The sequence below is a fragment of the Enterobacter cloacae complex sp. IR5384 genome (assembly GCF_049237265.1).
GTDB classification, from domain to species: domain Bacteria; phylum Pseudomonadota; class Gammaproteobacteria; order Enterobacterales; family Enterobacteriaceae; genus Enterobacter; species Enterobacter cloacae.
In genome coordinates this window covers 21,162-37,776 of sequence record NZ_JBMKHJ010000032.1, presented here as the reverse complement: position 1 = coordinate 37,776, position 16,615 = coordinate 21,162, and the positions used below count along the sequence as shown (strand labels likewise).

18 protein-coding genes are annotated in these 16,615 nt (G+C 56.8%); 6 read left to right on the top strand and 12 right to left on the bottom strand.

Translation table 11 applies throughout. From position 1 onward, the window contains the following. Positions 1-2: 2 nt before the first annotated feature. From ACOTX3_RS20725 to ACOTX3_RS20715, 3 genes are read left to right on the top strand one after another with little or no spacing between them, the layout of a single operon-like run. Positions 3-1,406, top strand: coding sequence for a TolC family outer membrane protein (locus ACOTX3_RS20725; protein ID WP_127869027.1), 1,404 nt, complete (start codon positions 3-5; stop codon positions 1,404-1,406). Further along, positions 1,403-3,595, top strand: coding sequence for a type I secretion system permease/ATPase (locus tag ACOTX3_RS20720; protein ID WP_127869028.1), 2,193 nt, complete (start codon positions 1,403-1,405; stop codon positions 3,593-3,595). The genes ACOTX3_RS20725 and ACOTX3_RS20720 overlap by 4 nt, the downstream gene beginning before the upstream one ends. A gap of 10 nt (positions 3,596-3,605) precedes the next feature. Beyond that, on the top strand, positions 3,606-4,775 hold the full coding sequence (locus ACOTX3_RS20715; RefSeq protein ID WP_086528237.1) for an HlyD family efflux transporter periplasmic adaptor subunit: 1,170 nt from the start codon (positions 3,606-3,608) through the stop codon (positions 4,773-4,775). Positions 4,776-4,839: 64 nt separating this feature from the next. Here ACOTX3_RS20715 and ACOTX3_RS20710 read toward each other — a convergent pair whose 3' ends face one another. The 3 genes from ACOTX3_RS20710 to ACOTX3_RS20700 are packed head-to-tail and all read right to left on the bottom strand — an operon-like array spanning position 4,840 to position 6,109. After that, positions 4,840-5,325 (bottom strand): Hcp family type VI secretion system effector, encoded by a 486-nt coding sequence (locus tag ACOTX3_RS20710; protein WP_029882108.1) that lies wholly within the window; start codon positions 5,323-5,325, stop codon positions 4,840-4,842. Positions 5,326-5,339: 14 nt separating this feature from the next. Next, positions 5,340-5,666: a DUF1493 family protein gene (locus ACOTX3_RS20705; protein WP_040023494.1), complete on the bottom strand. Its 327-nt coding sequence runs from the start codon at positions 5,664-5,666 to the stop codon at positions 5,340-5,342. Further along, a complete protein-coding gene (locus tag ACOTX3_RS20700; protein WP_127869029.1) occupies positions 5,660-6,109 on the bottom strand; it encodes an STM2901 family protein in 450 nt (149 codons plus the stop codon). Before ACOTX3_RS20700 ends, ACOTX3_RS20705 begins: the two co-directional genes overlap by 7 nt. 486 nt (positions 6,110-6,595) lie before the next feature. On the opposite strand from ACOTX3_RS20700, the gene ACOTX3_RS20695 reads away from it, so the two are divergent. Then, positions 6,596-7,033 carry a hypothetical protein gene (locus ACOTX3_RS20695; RefSeq protein WP_072203667.1) on the top strand — a complete coding sequence of 146 codons (438 nt, stop codon included), beginning with the start codon at positions 6,596-6,598 and terminating at the stop codon, positions 7,031-7,033. A 133-nt stretch (positions 7,034-7,166) separates the two neighbouring features. On the opposite strand, the gene ACOTX3_RS20690 is transcribed toward ACOTX3_RS20695, so the two are convergent. Continuing rightward, on the bottom strand, positions 7,167-7,898 hold the full coding sequence (locus tag ACOTX3_RS20690; protein ID WP_097535870.1) for a helix-turn-helix domain-containing protein: 732 nt from the start codon (positions 7,896-7,898) through the stop codon (positions 7,167-7,169). A 98-nt stretch (positions 7,899-7,996) separates the two neighbouring features. Between ACOTX3_RS20690 and ACOTX3_RS20685 the strand changes: the two genes are divergently transcribed. Beyond that, complete coding sequence (locus ACOTX3_RS20685; protein WP_020690742.1) at positions 7,997-8,416, top strand: nuclear transport factor 2 family protein; 420 nt, start codon at positions 7,997-7,999, stop codon at positions 8,414-8,416. Between the two features lie 2 nt (positions 8,417-8,418). Here the strand turns inward: ACOTX3_RS20685 and ACOTX3_RS20680 are convergent, their stop codons facing one another. The 3 genes from ACOTX3_RS20680 to ACOTX3_RS20670 all read right to left on the bottom strand — a co-directional run bounded on the left by ACOTX3_RS20680 (position 8,419) and on the right by ACOTX3_RS20670 (position 11,111). Next, positions 8,419-8,937 carry a DUF6622 family protein gene (locus tag ACOTX3_RS20680; RefSeq protein ID WP_029883923.1) on the bottom strand — a complete coding sequence of 173 codons (519 nt, stop codon included), beginning with the start codon at positions 8,935-8,937 and terminating at the stop codon, positions 8,419-8,421. 85 nt (positions 8,938-9,022) lie between these two features. Next, positions 9,023-10,204 (bottom strand): PLP-dependent aminotransferase family protein, encoded by a 1,182-nt coding sequence (locus tag ACOTX3_RS20675; protein WP_038420464.1) that lies wholly within the window; start codon positions 10,202-10,204, stop codon positions 9,023-9,025. Positions 10,205-10,223: 19 nt separating this feature from the next. Then, a complete protein-coding gene (locus ACOTX3_RS20670; RefSeq protein ID WP_020690740.1) occupies positions 10,224-11,111 on the bottom strand; it encodes a LysR family transcriptional regulator in 888 nt (295 codons plus the stop codon). A gap of 97 nt (positions 11,112-11,208) precedes the next feature. Here ACOTX3_RS20670 and ACOTX3_RS20665 point away from each other — a divergent pair, with 97 nt between their 5' ends. Further along, positions 11,209-11,811, top strand: coding sequence for a short chain dehydrogenase (locus ACOTX3_RS20665; RefSeq protein WP_094916252.1), 603 nt, complete (start codon positions 11,209-11,211; stop codon positions 11,809-11,811). Here ACOTX3_RS20665 and ACOTX3_RS20660 read toward each other — a convergent pair. The 5 genes from ACOTX3_RS20660 to ACOTX3_RS20640 form a co-directional block, all read right to left on the bottom strand. Next, on the bottom strand, positions 11,805-12,539 hold the full coding sequence (locus ACOTX3_RS20660) for a class I SAM-dependent methyltransferase (protein ID WP_127869030.1): 735 nt from the start codon (positions 12,537-12,539) through the stop codon (positions 11,805-11,807). The two genes, ACOTX3_RS20665 and ACOTX3_RS20660, sit on opposite strands and share 7 nt — an antisense overlap. Before the next feature lie 74 nt (positions 12,540-12,613). Beyond that, the gene (locus ACOTX3_RS20655; RefSeq protein ID WP_072200340.1) at positions 12,614-13,612 is read right to left on the bottom strand and encodes a transketolase family protein; all 999 of its coding nucleotides are present in this window, start codon (positions 13,610-13,612) and stop codon (positions 12,614-12,616) included. Beyond that, the gene (locus ACOTX3_RS20650) at positions 13,612-14,457 is read right to left on the bottom strand and encodes a transketolase (protein ID WP_013098399.1); all 846 of its coding nucleotides are present in this window, start codon (positions 14,455-14,457) and stop codon (positions 13,612-13,614) included. Before ACOTX3_RS20650 ends, ACOTX3_RS20655 begins: the two co-directional genes overlap by 1 nt. Before the next feature lie 12 nt (positions 14,458-14,469). Further along, the gene (locus tag ACOTX3_RS20645; protein ID WP_023620857.1) at positions 14,470-15,219 is read right to left on the bottom strand and encodes an SDR family NAD(P)-dependent oxidoreductase; all 750 of its coding nucleotides are present in this window, start codon (positions 15,217-15,219) and stop codon (positions 14,470-14,472) included. Between the two features lie 35 nt (positions 15,220-15,254). Next, a complete protein-coding gene (locus ACOTX3_RS20640; protein WP_013098401.1) occupies positions 15,255-16,586 on the bottom strand; it encodes an MFS transporter in 1,332 nt (443 codons plus the stop codon). Positions 16,587-16,615: the final 29 nt, after the last annotated feature.

The following is a 16,615-nucleotide window of genomic DNA, read 5'->3' as shown; positions in this document are numbered from 1 at the left end:
ACATGGGAAAGATGATGCCTTACTGGTGGCTCTCGTGCTGCCTGATATCTGTGCCCGCACTCTCCGCTAATCCGGCGGCGATGATTAATACCGGACAACTTCGCGAAACGCAGGAACTCCCCTCCCTGAATGGCCGCGTGGCGCCTGTGGCGGGCAACGCCGCCCCCGGCACGCTGCAGCTTGGCGACGCCGTCAACCGCGCCGTCACCTGGCACCCGGCCATCAGTGAAGCGGTAGGAAAACTCTACCAACAGAGTGAAGAGGTGGACGTCGCCAAATCGAAATACTACCCGCAAATTAACGCCGGTATGGACAATGGCTATACCCATGACGGCGACGATAATGGCTTTACGCCATCGCTGGTGCTCTCTCTTTCCCAGATGCTGTACGACTTTGGCAAGGTGGCAAGCCAGGTGCGTGCCGAAAACGCCGGGGTTGCCCAGCAGCAGGCCAATGTGCTGGTGAGCATCGACACCATCGCCCACGATACCGCCATCGCCATGGTGGAAGTGCAAACCTGGCAGCAGATGGTCGATACCGCCAAAGAACAGCTCGACGCTCTCTCCTCCATTGGCAAGCTGACCCGCCAGCGTAACGACGAAGGGGCCACCTCGCTCTCTGACGTGGTGCAGACCGATGCCCGTATCGAAGGGGCCCGCGCCCAGCTCATGCAGTACCAGGCCAGCCTCGACAGCGCCCGCGCCACGCTGATGAGTTTTCTCGGCTGGAACACCCTCAACGAGGTGGGCAACGATTTTCCGCAAAAGCTGGCCCGTAGCTGTGATATCGCCGAACCGGACGATCGTCTGGTGCCAGCGGTGTTAGCGGCCTGGGCGCAGGCGAACGTCGCGCAGGCCAACCTTGACTACGCCAACGCCCAGATGACCCCGACCGTCTCGCTGGAGCCGGAAGTGCGTCACTACCTCAACGACCGCTATGCGGGTAACGAAACGCGGGATCGCACGCAATACTCCGCGTGGGTGAAAGTGCAAATGCCGCTCTATCAGGGCGGCGGCCTCACCGCCCGGCGTAACGCTGCCGGACACGCGGTGGAAGCGGCGCAATCCACCATTCAGCGCACCCGCCTTGAGATTCGCCAGAAGCTGCTTGAGGCGCGCAGTCAGGTGATGAGCCTGCTCAGCACCCTGCAGATCCAGGGTCGTCAGGAGGCGCTCAGCGCCCGCACCCGCGAGCTGTATCAGCAGCAGTATCTTGACCTTGGCTCACGCCCGCTGCTCGATGTGCTCAACGCCGAGCAGGAGGTCTACCAGGCGCGTTTCACCCAGCAACAGACCCTTGGCCAGCTGCATCAGCTGCAGCTCAACTGCCTCTACAACACCGGGCAGCTGCGCCATGCGTTCGATCTTGATAACCGCACCATCCAGACCGTGGAGATCCAGCCATGAAAGAGCGTGATATGCCGCAAGCTGAGCCCATGACGGATGATGCCCTGGCCCAGTGGGCGCAGGCCTTTGGCTTTATTGCCACGCGCTACCGCGTCGCCTGCTCTCCCGGCGCGCTGCTGGCAGGCGCACCGTGGCTGAAAGGCAAACCGATGGTGCCCGCCCTCACCCAGCTCGCCCGCGAGGCGGGGCTGTCGTTTCAGCTGCTTACCGCCAGCCAGCAGTCGATCAACAGCTGGTGTCTGCCGGTGGTGGTGGCGCTAAACGACGGCAGGGTTGGCGTGATCGAACATTTCGACGGCGACGATACGCTGGAGGTCAGCTTCTTTGACGACCAGACCTACACCAACCGTTTGTCGATGACGGCGATGCTGCCCGCCATCCGCCACGTCATCGCCCTGCGTCCGCTGGCAGCGCTGAAGGACAGCCGGGTGGACGCCTATATCTCAAAATACCGCCCGGACTGGCTCTACCGGCTGGTAATGCGCGACCTGCGCCCCTACAGCTGGGTGATGCTCGCCGCGCTGTTTATCAACGTGCTGTCGCTCTCCGGGATTGTCTTTTCCATGCAGGTGTATGACCGGGTGATCCCCGCCCAGTCCTATCCGACGCTGTACGTACTGACCATCGGGGTGCTGATCGCCACCCTGTTCGGCTTCGTGTTGCGCGTGGCGCGCGGGCACATTATGGATCTGCTGGGCAAACGCTCGGATCTGCGCGTCTCGGATCGCGTGTTCGGTCACGCCCTGCGGCTGCGCAACAGCGCGATCCCACGCTCTACCGGCAGCTTTATCTCCCAGCTGCGCGAGCTGGAGCAGATCCGCGAGATGGTCACCTCCTCCACCATCTCGACGATTGTCGATCTGCCTTTCTTCTTACTGTTTGTGGTGGTGCTGGCGATTATCGCCCCGCAGCTGGCGTGGATCGCCCCGGTGGCGGCGGTGATCATGGTTCTGCCCGGCCTGCTGCTGCAGAAGAAGCTGGCGGAGCTGGCGAAACAATCTGCCCATGAATCGACCCTGCGCAACGCGGTGCTGGTAGAAAGCGTGCAGGGGCTGGAGGACATCAAGCTGATGCAGGCGGAAAACCGCTTTTTGCAGCAGTGGAACAGCTATATCCAGATCACCGCGGAATCTGGCCTGCGTACCCGCGAGCTGACGCAGAATCTGATCAGCTGGGGGATGACCATCCAGAGCCTGGTTTACGCCGCCGTGATCGTGGTCGGCGCGCCGATGGTGATCGACGGCACGCTGACCACCGGTTCGGTGGTCGCCGCCTCGATGCTGGCCTCGCGCATGATCGCCCCCATGGCGACGCTGTGCGGCGTGCTGGCCCGCTGGCAGCAGGTGAAAGCGGCAAAAGAGGGGCTGGACAGCATTATGCAGTTACCTACCGAGAACCAGCGCGAGGAGACGCCGATCCGCCAGGACGTGCTGCGCGGTCACTACCTGTTCGAGCAGGCGCAGTTTCGCTATCACCCGGAGGATCCGCGCATGGCGCTGCGCATCAACCGTCTGGAGATCAAGCCCGGTGAGAAAGTGGCGATCCTCGGGCGTAACGGCGCGGGCAAATCAACCCTGCTGCAGGCGATGGCAGGCGGGATGGATCTGGCGGGCGGCGAGCTGCGGCTCGACAACCTCAGCCTGCCGCACCTCGACGTCGCCGATGTCCGGCGCAACGTCGGCTTTATGACCCAGAACGCGCGGCTGTTTTACGGCACCCTGCGGGAAAACATCACCCTCGGCATGCCGCGCGCCACCGACGAGGAGATTTTCGCCGCACTGGAGTTAACCGGCGCGGCGAGCTTTGTGCAGAAGCTGCCGAAGGGGCTGGACTATCCGATCATGGAGAACGGCGTGGGGCTCTCCGGCGGCCAGCGGCAGTCGATCCTGCTGGCACGCATGCTGCTGCGCGACCCGAATATCGTCCTGATGGACGAACCCACCGCCTCGCTGGATGAGCATACCGAACGGGAATTTATCCAGCGTCTGAGCGCCTGGCTCGGCCACCGCACGCTTATCGTTGCGACCCATCGCGTGCCGGTGCTGGAACTGGTCGAGCGGGTGGTGGTGCTCAAGGAGGGCATGCTGGTGATGGATGCCCCGAAAGCGCAGGCGCTGAATAACAGCCGCATTCAACAACAGCAGGCAGCCGCCGCAAGGGAGTGGAAAAATGAAAATCAGTCAGCGTGATGCCGCGGCAATGGACGATCTGGATAATGCGCTCGGTTCCGAAAGCGGCTACACCGGCGCGCGACGAATCGTGATCCTCTCTCTGCTGCTGTTTATCGTCCTCGGGATCTGGGCCTGGTTTGGCGTGCTGGATGAGGTCTCAACCGGTACCGGCAAAGTGATCCCCAGCTCGCGCGAGCAGGTTTTACAGTCGCTGGACGGGGGGATCCTCACCGAGCTGAACGTCCACGAGGGCGATCAGGTACAGGCCGGACAAGTGCTGGCGCGCCTTGATCCCACGCGTTCAGAATCAAACGTCGGCGAAAGTGCGGCACGCTATCGCGCCTCGCTGGCCTCCAGCGCGCGCCTGTATGCCGAGGTAAACGATCTGCCGTTGAAGTTCCCCCCTTCGCTGAAGGAATGGCCTGAGTTAATTGCCGACGAAACGCGGCTTTACAACTCCCGCCGCGCGCAGCTTGAGGATACCCAGCGGGAGCTGCGTGCCGCGCTCGATCTCGCCAATAAGGAGCTGGCGATCACCCAGCGGCTGGTCAAAACCGGGGCCGCCAGCCACGTAGAGGTGCTGCGCCTGCAGCGGCAGAAAAGTGACCTGGAGCTGAAGCTCACCGACGTGCGCTCGCAGTATTACGTTCAGGCGCGCGAGGCGCTCTCCAAAGCCAACGCGGAGGTGGATATGGTCTCGGCGATCCTGAAAGGCCGTCAGGATTCCGTCACGCGCCTGACGGTGAAATCGCCGGTGCGCGGGATCGTGAAAAACATCAAGGTCACCACCATCGGCGGCGTGATCCCGCCCAACGGCGAGCTGATGGAGATCGTGCCGGTGGACGATCACCTGCTGATCGAAACTCGCCTCTCGCCGCGCGATATCGCCTTTATCCACCCGAACCAGGAAGCGCTGGTCAAAATCACCGCCTACGACTACGCCATTTACGGCGGGCTGCACGGGGTGGTAGAGACGATTTCCCCGGACACCATCCAGGACGAAGCCAAGCCGGAAGTGTTCTATTACCGGGTGTTTATCCGCACCAGCCAGGATTACCTGGTGAATAAAGCAGGCAGGCACTTCTCAATTGTGCCTGGGATGATTGCGACGGTGGATATTAAAACCGGGGAGAAAACGGTGCTGGATTATATGATTAAGCCGTTTAACCGGGCGAAGGAAGCGCTGAGGGAGCGGTGATCTTTGCAGGATGAACAGGACATGCCTCCACTCAATTTATAGAGCGGAGGCAGTTTGTTGCACTTCAAACCGTAGCTCGCTCATTCCAGGCATCGGAGTATTGAATATTTCCATCAACATAACGCCATGTGATTTTCTCGTAGCGCAGTTGAATGCTTTCCATGTGCCCTGTTCCCGGACAGTTACGTGTATCGTGCATAATTGGCGTAATAGAAACAACTTTTACACTTTCCAGTAAAATATTGAAGTATTCAACTTCCTGCCCTGCATCATTAATGTGGTACCACTTTACCTCTGCAGATTTGAGAGTTTGCCCTGTTGCAACAGCCCGATAAAGATAGGGGGATGCGCTGTCAATTTCTTTTTCAAACAGGAAAGGAGCGTGCTGACGTGTTCCGGTGAGTCTTCCTGTTGTCCCATCAACCGGGATACTTAAATTATGTGTCAAACCACGTAATTCAATACTCCCTTCTCTATGTTCTACGTCAGATGACCCCTTAATCAGATTCCCTGCATCATCTTTTAGCCATAAATGGACCGGTACAGCCATCATTTTCCTCCTTATTAATCATATAACCATCTTCCCGCTTTCGCAGATTCGGCGAACATCCTCACCGTTAAAGGCTTAGAAATTTGCTTTACGGGTTTATCCGTAAACCATTTTCGAAAAAACCATGTGTGAAACCATGGGTAATAGGCATTGTAATTCATCAGCGTTATATCAATATTGAATCGTTCGCTGAATTTATCCATACAGATGGCTAAATCATCATCCTCTGCATAGTCTTGTAAAATATCATCTAACTGCAAAGGTATGAGCTTGCCGGTAAATGTACCCATAACGGGCAATTCATTCTGAAAAAAAGCCAAAACCTCTTGTTCAGTTACCATATCCGGTCTTTCTTATGAGCAATCGTGTTATACATTTTAAGTGTCTTATAGCATATTTGAGCCAAATCGCTGGCTACCAATGTCCAGCCAATCACTGGTAGGCCTCTCCCGATAAAGGCCCCCAAATTTGTCACATACTTAGGTTTTAAAGTGGCAATGCTCGCTTCAGTTAACGTCGGTAATCTTACAGGTAACTCTACATTGAGATATTGACGTAAATATTTTGATGCTATAGATGTTCCTGCTGTTGTTCCGTAGGGCTTATTTCTGGTCTTTAATATCGGCACTCTTAAAATGATACAACTCATTGTTAGTGCATCCTCTATGCCGCCAAACTGCTCTTCAATTTTATCTAACAAAATCCAGAAAAACAGTTCACCAGCCGATATGTTGCAAATTCCTTTATAGAAGTAGGTTCCATTAAGCGCCTCGACGGTATCCATACACACCTTCATAGCCATTCTTATTAAGAATAAATACCATACGCCACTTTGACCGCAATGTTGATAAAATAGACCTTTATAAATTCCTAATTTTATAAACCGGCAGTATTATGTGCGGCGGAAAATATTTGCTCATCAGGTGAAACATTTTTGGCTTGAACGCATTCCTCATTTTCCATTTTTTCTGAAGCAGCCTCGCAGAATGTAACTTATCCCTTCATCCCCACTTTTTCTAACGGCTTTTCGGGCGTATGTTCCTCCCACGCCAGCAAAATCTGGCGTCGGGATTGGCATCCCGGTTATGATTGGAGACGGCGTAAGTCCTTGTTACGCCGCACGTCTGGCTACATTCCAATGGTGGGCTGGACGGGGGCGTCGCAAGACGCGCCGGTACACTCCAAGCCGGTAATGCCAACTCCGTTCAGACCTGCCACCCGGAAATTGGCATTTCCGCGGCCGGGTTAATTACCTGATTGGAGAAAAATCATGACCACCAGTAACGCACTTTTCACGACCCCTTTCGACTGCAACACCGACTTCATCGATCTTGCCGACAATTGCCAACGCTATTGCGAAGCGCTGGTAGAAGAGACCAATCCCGCGAGAAAAATAGCCCTCTGCGGTCGTCTTGCCTCGACTTTTGCCCTGCTCCGCCCAATGCTGCTGGAGCCTATCCCTGAGCACCTACAGGAACGTCTCACCGTCGATCGATTTCCCGAACGTGAGCCTGTATTCAACACCGAATCCGACCAGCTCTGCCGCTACTGCGAGGAAATTACCCAACTGTTGATGACTGACGCGCTCACGCCCGGATCCGCACGCGTGATGGGGGATTTACTCTTTGAACTCACCGGATATTTTGCCGACCAGCTAAAAGCCCCGCGCTGGCTGAGGACGGAGGCTGGAATCGCGTTGCTGGGTTGAGGTGGTTTTCTCCCTCTCCCTGTGGGAGAGGGCCGGGGTGAGGGCATCATACCGCACCTGTTTTATATTTATAAACAGGACGTTAATTATGAATAACCAGGAAAAATTACGCATCTCAACGACGCCACGCGCATTACCTTCGCCCAAAAGGGGCTTCTTTAAGCGCCCACTGCCCCGGCGTTTTACCGGTCCACGCGCTGAAGACCTCAATGAATGCGCTGACGCTGCTGTAACCGCAAGACAGCGCAATCCATCCCACCGGCTTCCCCGCGGCCAACCACTCCATTGCCTGCATAACGCGCGCCAGTTGCCGCCAGTTAACGAAGTTCATTCCGGTCTGGGCACGAAACCGACGGTTGAACGTACGCACGCTCATCCCCGCCTGCCGGGCATGGCTCTCAACCGTCTGGTTATCATCGACAAACTGCAGCAAATGCCTGACCACGTCCTTCAGACGCGGATCCGTCGGCACGGGCAGAGAAAAGTGCACCTGAGGTGCCACGGCAAGCTCATCCAGCAGCAGGGTGAGCTTTCGCGGATCGTACTCGCTTTCAGCAACGCTTAAGCGGGAAAACAGTGCATGGGTAAGATCGTCGGGCTCGAACAGGGCGGGCACATCGGGAAGCCTTGCGCAGCAGGCGGGGTCAAGATAGATGGCGCTGCCTTCTATCGCGCTTTCAGAAAAGGCGGCGTGCTGATTGCCAGGCGGGATCCAGCCGATGTGTTTTGCCGGTACGACCGAGCGCCCCTGCTGCGACTCAATCACCAGCAGACCCGTTGCAATGCGCCACAGCTGACCAGCGCGATGGCTGTGCCAGGGGGTTCGGTACCCGCCAGGATGAAGGAGCGTCTCAGTACTGACCATATCATTTTGACCGAAAATCGTTATTCATCGGCGTATTACAGAAACTGCGTCTTCGGCTGTCAAGGATAATGGCGACTAAACCACATAAGGAGCCCTTAATGAGCATAATCACATCCCTGATAGCCGACACCGACAATGCCGCACAGCGCGAAAAGATGGCGTGCCTGTTAACCCGCTTATTCAACGGCGATATCGATCCGGCAGAGGTCTTTACGCCCGATTACCAGCAGGTTACGGACGGTCACACGCTTGATTACCGGGGATTTATCCAGCACCTGAGCCACGTCAGCTCGCAGACTCGCACGATCGCCTTCACCGTGGCGGAGATAGCCTGTCATGACGAACTTCTGGCTGACCGGCATATCGTGACGGTCACGTATCCTGGCGGTCGTCAGGCAGAGATCGAGGTTTACCTGTTTGCCGCGCTGCGTGAAGGGAAAATCTGGCGGATCCATGAAGTCACGCGGGCCCTCAGCGGCGATGCTTCAGATCGCACGCTGGCCCATGCGACAGAGTAACGTCACTCCGCCGGGCGCGGTACGCTACGGTTATATACCTCAACATAACGCGCAAATTTTCCGATAAACACGCCCGCAAATACCCCGCCTGAGATAATTGCCAGCGCGCTCATGGCGGGTTGCTGCATTGTATGGGGAGAGATGGCGCTCATCACGCCCAGCACATACTTCACCGCGAACGCCAGCATCATAAACGGCAGCGCGGTGTAGTCTGCCTGACGGTGGAGGCTACGCGGTGCCTCAGCTCGGGTGATAGCCGCCTGCTTAATCAGGAAGTACCCCAGTGCCGCACCGGCAAGGATCCCCGCCGTCCACAATGCAACAGTCGCAGGAGTCAGCGTGCGATAGACCACCAGATCGTAAATATCCCAGATAAGAAAAATGCCCGGAATGATAGCAAGCCGCTCCAGCGTCACGGTGGCGGGCTTGCGGGCTTTAATGCCGCGGGAGATAAGGAAGATAAACAGCACCCACACCCAGGCGGGTGTGTGCGTAACGACACCGAGCAGAAATTCAAACATGGAGATCACCATGGACGATCGCGGCTCCTGCCGCCCTGAACGCGTATTGCGCATAACGGCAGGAGCGCCATTATGCGCAGGTCTTTTACAGCGATTTTTTCAGGCGACGAACCGCCTCTTTCAGCTCTTCATCCGTTGGCGTTACAAACGACATACGCAGCGTCGAATGGTCTGGCTCATTGCAGTAGAAAAATTCGCCCGGCACAAATACTACGCCGTTACTTAACGTCTTTTCCAGCCAGCGCGTGGTATTACTACCATTTTTCATATTCGCCCACAGGAACATGCCGCCCTTCGGCTTGTGGAACGACATCACATCGCCCAGCTCGGCTTCCAGTTCGTTGGCGAACGTCTGGTACTTCTGACGATAGGCTTCGCGGATCATTTTGATCTGCCCGGCCAGACGCCCGGTTTTCAGGTATTCGTAAGTCATCAGCTGCGACAGCGTGCTGGTGTGCAAATCGGTGGTTTGCTTCAGGTTCACCACCGCACGCTTCAACCACTCCGGCACCAGCACCCAGCCCACACGGGTGCCCGGCGCGAGAATTTTAGAGAAGGTTGAGGTATACACCACGTTCTCTTCGTTGCCGATATCTTTGGCATGGGCAATTAACGGGCGGAAAACTTCGTCGGTGTAATTAATTTCACTGTACGGATCGTCTTCGATAATCACGAAGTCATAGCGTTTCGAGAGTTCCACCAGCTGTTTACGGCGCGCCTCAGACAGCGTAACGCCACCCGGGTTACCAAATGTCGGCACAATATAAACCGCTTTGATGGGTTTATTTGCCACCAGGGCTTCGAGTTCATCCACTTTCATGCCGTCGCCATCGGTGCCAACGGATTCGAAATTCGCCTGCGCCAGACCAAAGACCTGCAGCGCGGCAAGATAGGTTGGGCGTTCGACGACGACGGTATCGCCCGGATTAATTAACGCGCGCGCCAGCACGTCAAGGGATTGTTGTGAACCGGAGGTCACGACCACATCATCCGCTTTGCAGCGGATCCCGCGCCCTTCGCAGATGCGCTGAATCTCTTCCCGCAGTCCCGGCACACCCTCGGTCAGACCATACTGGAAGGCTTCACCAAAATGCTGCGACAGTACGGCATCAGCGGCGATTTTCAGGCCTTCGTGATCGAACAAAGCCGGGTTAGGAATACCCCCACCCAGCGAAATGACGCCTGCCATTTTGCTATGTTTTAATAATTCACGGATGGCGGAAGATTGCAGGCCCTGCGCGCTGCTGGCGAGTTTGTTTGCAGACATTCTTTGATTACCTTCTTTTTTATATTGTGCCCAATCTTAGCAGAATATGAGCAATAAATTCCGTTAGCTTCGGGAGGGGACGTAAATCCTGACGCCACAGTAAATGCACCGGCCTCGGCGCGGGTGTAAACGGCTCCAGAACCCGAACCAGTCTGCCGCTTGCCAGCTCTTCCGCCACCAGCACCTCCGGCTGCAGAAGCAGCCCCGCCCCGGCGCGCGCCGCCATGCGTAAGCCGTAGCCGTCGTTGCATCGTAAAATGGCATCGCGCTTCCAGCGCACTTCGCCCTCCACACCCGGCAACCGCCATTCGTTGCGCGCGGTCCATACCGTGTGGGAAAGGCAGAGATGGTCCACCAGATCGGCAGGCGTTTGCGGCGTACCGTGGCGCGCCAGATAATCCGGCGACGCGCAGATCACCATGTTGTAAGGGCACAGGTATTTCGCCACCAGATCGTCATTGCGAATATCACCAATGCGAATGGCCAGATCGACCCCCTCTTCCACCAGATCCACCATCCGGTTAGTGAGATCCAGTTCGATACGCACTGCCGGGTAGCGCTGCAAAAAGGTGGCGGTTAGCGGCGCGATAACGCAGCCGCCAAACGACGTAGGTGCCGTCACGCGCAGGGTGCCCGCTGGTGCGGCGCGCAGACGTTCCACTGCGCTTTCGGCAATGGCCACCTGCTCCAGCACCCGCTTCGCCTCGTCATAATAGACCCGCCCGGCGTCGGTCAGGCTTTGACGTCGCGTATTGCGCTCCAGCAGACGGGTGCCAAGCTCGGATTCCAGCAGCGCAATGTACTTCCCCACCATCACCGACGACATATCCAGCCGGGAGGCCGCCCCGGTAAAACTGCCGCTTTCCACTACGGCGATAAAGGTTTCCATGCCGCGAAGCTTATCCATATTACAAACCTCTGGTTAGCAATCTTCTAACTTTAGCCCAGTTTATCCGACTTTTAATTTATTAAAGAATGAAGACTCACAACATGAGGAGTCGGCAATGAAAATCATCATTATTGGTGCCAGCGGTACGGTCGGTCGCGCAGTAACGGAGGCGCTCAGTCGCCGCCACGAAGTGATCCGCGTGGGCCGCACGCAGGGCGATGAGCAGGTGGATATTACGTCACAGGCGAGCGTGCAGGCGCTGTTTGAGAAGGTCGGTCGTGTGGATGCGATTGTCTCCGCCAGCGGCGGGTTGTACTTTGGCCCCCTCGCTACTATGAAAGACAGCGATTTCAATCAGGGGTTACAGGATAAACTGCTCGGACAGGTGCGCCTGGCGCTGACCGGCCAGCACTACCTGAACGATGGCGGCTCCATTACCCTGATTAGCGGGATTGTGGCGCACGAGCCCATCGCGCAGGGCGTCAATGCCACCACGGTGAATGCCGCGCTGGAAGGGTTTGTTCGCGCTGCCGCCTGCGAGCTGCCGCGCGGGATCCGCATCAACCTGATAAGCCCGACGGTCCTCACTGAATCGGTCGAAACGTACGACGGCTTCTTCCCGGGCTTTGAAAGCGTGCCGGCCGCCGCCGTGGCGCAAGCCTATCGCCGCAGCGTGGAAGGGGTGCAGACCGGGCGGGTGTATAAGGTGGGTTACTGAGCCTTACGGGCGGAAATCAGCACCAGCATCGGGCGGTCTGCCTCTTCGGCCAGCGCGGGCCAGGCGTCAATCTGCGCCTGCGTTGGCCCCCATTCGTTCACTTCGCTTACCGTTAAACCGGCGTTGATCAGGGCGTTAAGCGTGCTGCCCAGCGTGCGGTGATACTTGATCACGCCGTCTGCCAGCCAGTTGCTGACGCGCTGACCTTCGTCCTGATAGTGGTTCACGCCCCAGAAACGCACGCCTGCGTCATCGGTCAACCAGCCCTGACGCGTCGCGCAAGTGTAAATCGGGTGCTCCATGGAAAAGACCATACTGCCGCCGGGTTTCAGCGCACGCTGAACGTTGCCAAACAGAGTATTCAGCTCGGGCAGGTAGTGCAGCGCCAGCGAGCTGTAGACCAGATCGAAACTGTTCGCTTTCATCGCCAGCGATTCCAGATCGCTACGTTGATACACAATCCCGGCATCGTGGGTCAGCTCTTCCGCACGGGCGAGCATTTTTTCGGAGATATCAACGCCGGTTACCGCAGAAGCGCCCAGCTCACGCGCCGCGCGGCACAACCAGCCATAACCACAGCCGAGATCGATAACCGATTTGCCGTGTAAATCCGGCAGCATGCTTTTCAGCGCAGGCCACTCCGGCGCGCCATTCAGGCCGTCTACCGAGCGCGGCAGCTGGGCGTAACCTTCAAAAAAGGCGGGGTTGTCGTAGATATTTTGTGCCATCACGGACTCCTTCATTGCAACAGAGGCGAGGGTAAAACACCCCTCGCCCGTTGACAACTAAACCGTCTGGCGAATCAAAGCCTGCGCCGGATCTTCTCCACCATGGCTGCCGTTGAGATCCCGTAGCGATCGTGAAGCGTCGGGAGCGCACCTGCATCCAGGAAAGCATCCGGTAGCGCAACGGTATCAAAGTCGACATGCACGCGATGGCGCATCAGCAACGACGCCACTGCCTCACAAAGCCCCCCTACAGTGCTGTGGTTTTCGGCGACCACCACCAGCCGCCCAGGTTTCGCGGCCTGCGCCAGAATGGTCTCCTCATCCAGCGGTTTAATGGTGGGCGAGTGCAGTACCGCCACGCTGACGTTATCCTTACGCAGCTGCTTTGCTGCCTCCAGCGCGCGCATGGTCATTAACCCTGAGGCGATGATCAGGACGTCGCTCCCCTCTTCCAGCAGCGCGGCTTTGCCCAGCGTAAACTGGTAATTGTACTGGTCCAGCACCACCGGCACCTTGCCGCGCAGCAGTCGCATATACACCGGCCCATTGTGCGCCGCGATCGCCGGTACAGCCTGTTCGGTGTCTATCGCGTCGCAGGGATCGATGATGGTCATCCCCGGAATACCGCGCATAATCGCAATATCTTCCGTCGCCTGGTGGCTCGGACCGTAGCCCGTGGTTAACCCCGGCAGTGCAGCGCATATCTTCACGTTGAGATGCTCTTCGGCGATAACCTGATGAATAAAATCGTAGGCACGACGGGTGGCAAAGACCGCATATGTCGTGGCGAAGGGAATAAACCCCTCTTTTGCCATTCCCCCGGCCGCGCCCATTAAGAGTTGCTCCGCCATCCCCATCTGGAAGAAACGTTCCGGATACGCCTGCGCAAAGATATGCAGATCGGTATATTTCGACAAATCCGCCGTCATACCGACAACTTCCGGGCGCTGTTCCGCCAGCTTCACCAGCGCATGGCCGAACGGTGCAGAGCGCGTCTCCTGGCCGTCTTCCGCAATAGAGGCAATCATGGCCGACGTGGTTAAACGCGGTTTTTTCTCCGTTATCTGGCTCATTACAGCACTCCTTCAGGTTTGTTGGCATCCAGCACGGCGAGTGCCTTTTGCCACTCGTCAGCATCCACGCGAATAAAATGGTTCTTGTCACGTTGTTCGAGGAAAGGCACACCTTTGCCCATCAGCGTGTCGCACAAAATGACGCGTGGCTGGTTTTCCGGATAGCGTCTGGCGTTATCAAACGCCGCCACCAGCGCAGGGACATCGTTGCCATTTACGCGCTGCACATACCAGCCGAACGAGGTCCATTTATCCTCCAGCGGCTCAAAGCCAAGGATCTTGTGCGAATTGCCGTCTGCCTGCTGGCGGTTAATGTCCACCAGCACGATCAGGTTCGACAGGCCATGGTGCGCTGCAGACATAGCCGCTTCCCAGGTTGATCCTTCGTCAAGCTCACCGTCCGACATGGAGTTAACGACCCATGCCGCGCTCTGCTTGTGCTTCAGCCCCAGCGCCATGCCGACCCCAATACTTAACCCCTGTCCCAGCGAACCACCGGAGATCTCCATCCCCGGCGTGTAAGTTGCCATACCGGACATTGGCAGGCGGCTGTCGTCCGAGCCGTAGGTCTCCAGCTCCTCTTCAGGAATGATCCCGGCTTCAATCAGAGCGGCATAACAGGCAATGGCGTAATGACCGTGGGAAAGCAGAAAACGGTCACGGCCTTCCCACTCCGGCTCGTCCGGCTTGAGGTTCATACCGTGGGTAAACGCGGTGGCCAGTACGTCGGCATAGCCCAGCGCCTGCCCGATGTAGCCCTGCCCCTGCACTTCGCCCATGCGCAGCGCATAGCGGCGAATACGCCATGCCGCCGCGGCAACCTGTTGAACTGTGGTATCCGTCATCGTCGAGTCTCCTTAATGGATCAGCATGCCGCCGTTCACGTCGAGCGTGATACCGGTGGAGTAAGACGAAAGGTCGCTGCCAAGGAACAGCGCGGCGCGGGCAATATCCTGCGCGTCGCCGAGGCGGTTAAGCGGAATGCCCGCCAGGATGGCGGTTTTCATCTCATCGCTCAGCTTGCCTGCGGTGATGTCCGTCTGGATAAGGCCGGGTGTAATGCAGTTTACGCGTACGTTATCCGGACCCAGCTCGCGGGCCATCGCTTTCGCCAGGCCCAGCACACCTGCTTTAGCCGCGCTGTAGTGGGGGCCGCCAAAAATACCGCCACCGCGCTGTGCTGATACCGATGAAATGCAGACAATGCTGCCCGACTTCTGCGCGCGCATGGTGGGGATCACCGCCTGGGACATCAGCAGCGTGCCGCGCAGGCTGACGTCCAACACCGCGTCGTAATTCTCGCGTTTAATATCCATCAGCTTAATCGGCTGAGTAATACCGGCGTTATTCACCAGAATATCGATGCGCCCGTATTTTCCCAGCACCTGCTCAATGGCGGCGTTAACCTGTAATTCATTGCTGACGTTCGCCGCAAGGCCCAGATGCTCTTCACCCAGATTCGCCGCCGCTGCCCGACTGGCCTCAGCATCTAAATCGATAATCACCACCTTCGCACCCTGCCCGGCATATAATTTAGCCGTGGCAAAACCCAAACCGCGTACAGAAGCCGCGCCGGTAATAACGGCGACTTTATCTTTCAGTAGCATATATTTACTCCACTATGGTAAAAGGAATTTATTTTTTATTTCGGTTCATCCAGCAACATAATCACAAACAGGCCAATCGCTGCACAAACACCGAAATAAATAAATACAGAGTTAAAACTTCCTGTTTTATCCAGCAGAAAACCCGCCAGCATCGGGGAAACAAATCCGCCGAGATTTCCGCCGCTATTGATAATTGACGCAGCTATCGGATAGGTTTTACTGTCCGCAACGGCCATACCGTAAGCCGTAAAAGCAGGCCAGCCGATATTCAGACAGAGGCCGACAAAAAACAGCCCCACGCAAACCGCAACGGTGCTTTGCGGAATATTCAGCATGATGACCATCATTAACACGGTGCTGATGGCGGTAAACATCATGGTCGGTTTACGCCGACGGCCGAGCAGTTTGTCGGATACGTAACCGCCAAAAATCGCCCCGATAAATCCGCCGATGCACGGCATACTGGCGACCAGCCCCATGCTCATAAACGTAAAGCCTTTCTCTTTCACCAGATAGAGCGGGATCCACGTCAACAGGCCATACAGCACGCTGACCATCATGAAATAGGCCAGACAATCGCCGAGGATATTCTTCGAGGTAAACAGGCCTTTTACCGTGCTCACCGGGGCTAAGTCCCGCACGCGAATCAGGCGGTCAAGGCGCGCAAAGCCCGGTGAAATCACGATGTTTTCCCGTCTGGCGTCCGGCGTCTCCTGACCCACAGTAATGGTCTCCAGTTCGGCTTTAGAGACGAATGCGCTCTCTGATGGTCTGGTGCGCACCAGCAGATACCACAGAACGGCAATGACCAGACCGGGGATCGCGAAGGAGAAGAAGACCCAACGCCAGCCCCAGGTCATGGCGATCCACACCGCCAGCGGCGGCACGAGGATCGGCGCGAACATGGTGGCCGCAATGTAGACGCCGGTGGCGGTGGCCTTCTCCTTTGGTGGAAACCAGTTATTGATGGTGGAGGCCAGCCCGACAGGACACGGCCCCTCCGTTAACCCCAGCCCCAGACGAATAAACTTCAGACCCAGAACTGAGGTCGCCGTGCCCATCAGCCAGGTAAACGCCGAGAAGCCGAATATCGACAGCGCCACCATGCCGCGAATACCCTTTTTGGCGATAAAAAAGCCCGCTGGAATTTGGCTCAATGCGTATCCCAAAAAGAACATACTGGCGATGGCACCGGCTTCGAAATTATTAATATGAAACTCATCAATGATAAAGGGCAGTACTGCACCAATATTTGTTCGGTCAGCATAGTTAATGGCATACACAATAAAAATTAATGCCAGCACAACGAAACGGTAATTGGTTTTTTTAGTGTTTATGTAGGGGACAGCATGTTCTATACGAGACATAACTTACCTCATTATTCGAACAACGTGAG

Excerpts from the sequence above, each read along its gene's own strand:
- ACOTX3_RS20710 (WP_029882108.1), bottom strand. The coding sequence starts at position 5,325 with ATGGCTGTACCGGTCCATTTATGGCTAAAAGATGATGCAGGGAATCTG.
- ACOTX3_RS20670 (WP_020690740.1), bottom strand. The coding sequence starts at position 11,111 with ATGGATAAGCTTCGCGGCATGGAAACCTTTATCGCCGTAGTGGAAAGC.
- ACOTX3_RS20640 (WP_013098401.1), bottom strand. The coding sequence starts at position 16,586 with ATGTCTCGTATAGAACATGCTGTCCCCTACATAAACACTAAAAAAACC.
- ACOTX3_RS20725 (WP_127869027.1), top strand. The coding sequence starts at position 3 with ATGGGAAAGATGATGCCTTACTGGTGGCTCTCGTGCTGCCTGATATCT.
- ACOTX3_RS20675 (WP_038420464.1), bottom strand. The coding sequence starts at position 10,204 with ATGTCTGCAAACAAACTCGCCAGCAGCGCGCAGGGCCTGCAATCTTCC.
- ACOTX3_RS20705 (WP_040023494.1), bottom strand. The coding sequence starts at position 5,666 with ATGGTAACTGAACAAGAGGTTTTGGCTTTTTTTCAGAATGAATTGCCC.
- ACOTX3_RS20655 (WP_072200340.1), bottom strand. The coding sequence starts at position 13,612 with ATGAGCCAGATAACGGAGAAAAAACCGCGTTTAACCACGTCGGCCATG.
- ACOTX3_RS20660 (WP_127869030.1), bottom strand. The coding sequence starts at position 12,539 with ATGGCACAAAATATCTACGACAACCCCGCCTTTTTTGAAGGTTACGCC.
- ACOTX3_RS20715 (WP_086528237.1), top strand. The coding sequence starts at position 3,606 with ATGGACGATCTGGATAATGCGCTCGGTTCCGAAAGCGGCTACACCGGC.
- ACOTX3_RS20645 (WP_023620857.1), bottom strand. The coding sequence starts at position 15,219 with ATGCTACTGAAAGATAAAGTCGCCGTTATTACCGGCGCGGCTTCTGTA.
- ACOTX3_RS20700 (WP_127869029.1), bottom strand. The coding sequence starts at position 6,109 with ATGGATACCGTCGAGGCGCTTAATGGAACCTACTTCTATAAAGGAATT.
- ACOTX3_RS20650 (WP_013098399.1), bottom strand. The coding sequence starts at position 14,457 with ATGACGGATACCACAGTTCAACAGGTTGCCGCGGCGGCATGGCGTATT.
- ACOTX3_RS20685 (WP_020690742.1), top strand. The coding sequence starts at position 7,997 with ATGAGCATAATCACATCCCTGATAGCCGACACCGACAATGCCGCACAG.
- ACOTX3_RS20680 (WP_029883923.1), bottom strand. The coding sequence starts at position 8,937 with ATGTTTGAATTTCTGCTCGGTGTCGTTACGCACACACCCGCCTGGGTG.
- ACOTX3_RS20665 (WP_094916252.1), top strand. The coding sequence starts at position 11,209 with ATGAAAATCATCATTATTGGTGCCAGCGGTACGGTCGGTCGCGCAGTA.
- ACOTX3_RS20695 (WP_072203667.1), top strand. The coding sequence starts at position 6,596 with ATGACCACCAGTAACGCACTTTTCACGACCCCTTTCGACTGCAACACC.
- ACOTX3_RS20720 (WP_127869028.1), top strand. The coding sequence starts at position 1,403 with ATGAAAGAGCGTGATATGCCGCAAGCTGAGCCCATGACGGATGATGCC.
- ACOTX3_RS20690 (WP_097535870.1), bottom strand. The coding sequence starts at position 7,898 with ATGGTCAGTACTGAGACGCTCCTTCATCCTGGCGGGTACCGAACCCCC.